The organism is Synechococcus sp. R55.7 (assembly GCF_047461955.1).
Classification (GTDB): domain Bacteria; phylum Cyanobacteriota; class Cyanobacteriia; order Thermostichales; family Thermostichaceae; genus Thermostichus.
The window spans coordinates 1-2969 of the sequence record NZ_JANSIC010000155.1 but is presented as its reverse complement, the minus strand read 5'-3'; the positions used below and the strand labels follow the sequence as shown (position 1 = coordinate 2969).

Below are 2969 nucleotides of genomic sequence, written 5' to 3'. Positions count from 1 at the left end.
CAAACCCTGACGGTAACCGGGCTGCTGACGGGCCAAGATGTCTTGAATGCCTTGAAATCGGTTGAAAACTTGGCGGCCTACGATGGGCTGCTGCTACCTCAGATTGCCCTTAAGGATGGGGAGCGCTTTTTGGACGATCTGACCTGGCAGGATCTGCAGGCCCAGGTGGGGATCCCGGTGGTGCGGGTGGACGGCGGGCCGGCAGGCTTGGTGCAGGCGGTGCAACAGCTAGAACAGGGCTATGCCTACGGCACCCTGTGTTGTTCCGCAACGCTCGGGCGAAGGGAAACTGCACCGCTGACGCGACCAAGAACAGCTTTGAGCCGAGGATCCTGAGGCGATGCAGAGGTTGCGGCGAGGATTGTTTCTGCTGCTGGGGGTGGGGCTGGGGATCCTGGCCATCACGGGCTTGGCGGCTTTCTACGTAGATCTGGCCTGGTTTGCCGAGCTGAATGCCCTGCCGGTGCTGTGGACGCGGGTGATTGCCCGCTGGGGGCTGGGCCTGGGCGCTTTCCTCTTTGCCCTGGCGGTGACGGGATCCAACATCTGCTCCTGCTGGCGGGGGGCAACCTTGACCGGGGCCTGGGCGATTGCCACAGGTTTGAGTGTTTTCTTTGCTTGGTCTCTTTCCAATCACTGGTTCACGCTGTTGCTCTGGCTGAACCAGGGGCCCGTCGGGGAGTCGGATCCCATTTTCAACCGCGATCTCAGTTTTTTTCTCTTCAGCCTGCCTTTCTGGGAGACGGTGCAGCAGTGGTGCTTCAACCTGGTGCTGCTCACCTTGATTGCCGTTGTCCTCATCTACTTGGTAGAGCTGGGGCTTTCCGAGCAACGGCTGACCTTGGCCCTCTCTCTCTATGCCCAGCGGCACCTGCTGATCTTGGGGGGATCCCTGTTTCTCATTCGCGCCTGGGGCCATTGGCTGGATCGCTACGAGCTGCTCTATTCCACCCGCGGCGTTGTGTTTGGGGCCGGTTTTGCCGATGTGCATGCAACCTTGCCGGCCACGACCTTGATGAGCGGGGTGGCAGGCCTGACGGCGGTGGGATTCTGGGCTTTGGCCCGCCAGGGGATCCGCCTCAACCTTCCTTTCCTCAAGTCCTGGTGCCCTTCCTGGGCCAGCTCTCTCCTGGCGCCGGCCATCCTCTGGGGGGCCTACCTGGGGTTTGGGCTGCTAACCACCCAACTTTATCCCCAACTGGTGCAAACCTTCTTGGTCACCCCCAACGAGCTGGAGCTGGAGCGCCCCTACATCGAGGACAACATCCGTTTTACCCGTGCTGGCTTTGGCCTGGCCGATGTCGAAGTCCAACCCTTCCCGGAAGGGGGAGCCCTCACCTGGGAGATCCTGCAGCAGAATCAATCCACCCTGAGCAACGTGCGCCTCTGGGATGCGGATCCCCTATTGGCCACCTACCGCCAACTGCAAGAAATCCGCCCCTACTACCAATTTCCCTATGTGAATGTGGATCGCTACCGCATTGGGGGAGAATTGCGCCAAGTTATGCATGCCGCCCGCGAGCTGGACTTTGCCCAGGTGCCCCCCGCCGCCCAAACCTGGGTTAACCGGCGGTTTTTCTACACCCACGGCTATGGCCTCACCCTCAGCCCGGTGAATGTGGTGACCCCTGAAGGCCTGCCGGATTTTTTCCTATCGGATATCCCGCCGCGGGTTTCTCCCCGCTACCCTGAGGTGGCCTCCGTCTTGCGGGTGGAGCAGCCGGCCCTCTACTATGGCGAGCTGACCACCACCGATGTTTTCGTGGGCGCTGAGGCGCGGGAATTGGACTACCCTGCAGCAGAGCGCTATGTGTACAGCAGCTACCGGGGCAGCGGTGGCGTGCCCATTCCCCACCTCTGGCAGCGGTTTCTCTACGCCTGGCATTTTGGCGATCTGCGCATCCTTCTCAGCCGCGAGCTATCTTCTGCCACCCGCTTTCTCTATCGCCGCCAAATCCGCGAGCGCATCCGTCGGGTGATGCCCTTTTTGCTCTACGACCGGGATCCCTACCTGGTCATTCAAGGCGGCAAGCTCTACTGGTTTTTCGATGCCTATACCACCAGCAGCCGCTACCCCTACTCGGAGCACCTGCCCGGCTTTCCCTTCAACTACATCCGCAACTCGGTCAAGGCGGTGATGGACGCCTACAACGGCAGCATCGATTGGTACATTGCCGACCCTCGGGATCCCCTCATCCAAGCCTACGCCCGCATCTACCCCACCCTCTTCAAGCCTCTGGAGGCAATGCCGGAGCCGCTGCGGCAACACATCCGCTATCCCCAAGACCTCTTCCGCCTGCAAGCGCAGCAGTTTGCCACCTACCACATGACGGATCCCCGCCTCTTCTACAACCGCGAGGATCAATGGCAGATCCCCGGCCAGTTCCGCAATCGACGGCGCATTCCCATGCAGCCGCAGTATCTCATTCTCACCTTGCCGAGGGATCCCCAAGGGGTTGCAAACCACACTCCTGAGTTCGTCCTCCTCTCCCCCTATGCCCCTGTTAACAAGCAGAACATGGTGGCTTGGATAGCGGCCCGCTGCGACGGGGAAAACTACGGCAAGCTGCTGGTCTACGAATTTTCCAAGCAACGCCTCATCTATGGCCCGGAACAGGTGGAAGCACGGGTCAATCAGGATCCCTTAATCTCCGAGCAAATTTCCCTCTGGAACCAGCATGGGTCGCGGGTGAACCTGGGCACGCTGCTGGTCATTCCTATCGAGACTTCTTTGCTCTATGTTCAGCCCCTTTACATCGAAGCAGAACAGGGCCGCTTGCCTCAGCTCACCCGGGTGATCGCTGCCTACGAAGACCGGGTGGTGATGGAACCGACTCTCGGCCAGGCCTTAGAAGCCCTCTTTCTGCCGAGGGGCAGCCGATAGAGAAAGGGATCCCCTCCTCATTTTTGAGGCAGGTGGTTGACGAAACTTAACGGATGTTTTAAGTTTAGGTTGTCAATCTTCGCGC

The 2969-nt window shown here is 60.1% G+C and carries 2 protein-coding genes; both read left to right on the top strand.

The window, feature by feature from the left end; genetic code table 11:
- The coding region (locus NW820_RS08900) for a DUF512 domain-containing protein (protein WP_414407286.1) at positions 1 to 336 on the top strand (336 nt) is incomplete at its 5' end.
- Between the two features lie 4 nt (positions 337 to 340).
- A complete protein-coding gene (locus NW820_RS08895; protein ID WP_414407285.1) occupies positions 341 to 2884 on the top strand; it encodes a UPF0182 family protein in 2544 nt (847 codons plus the stop codon).
- Positions 2885 to 2969 lie beyond the last annotated feature (85 nt).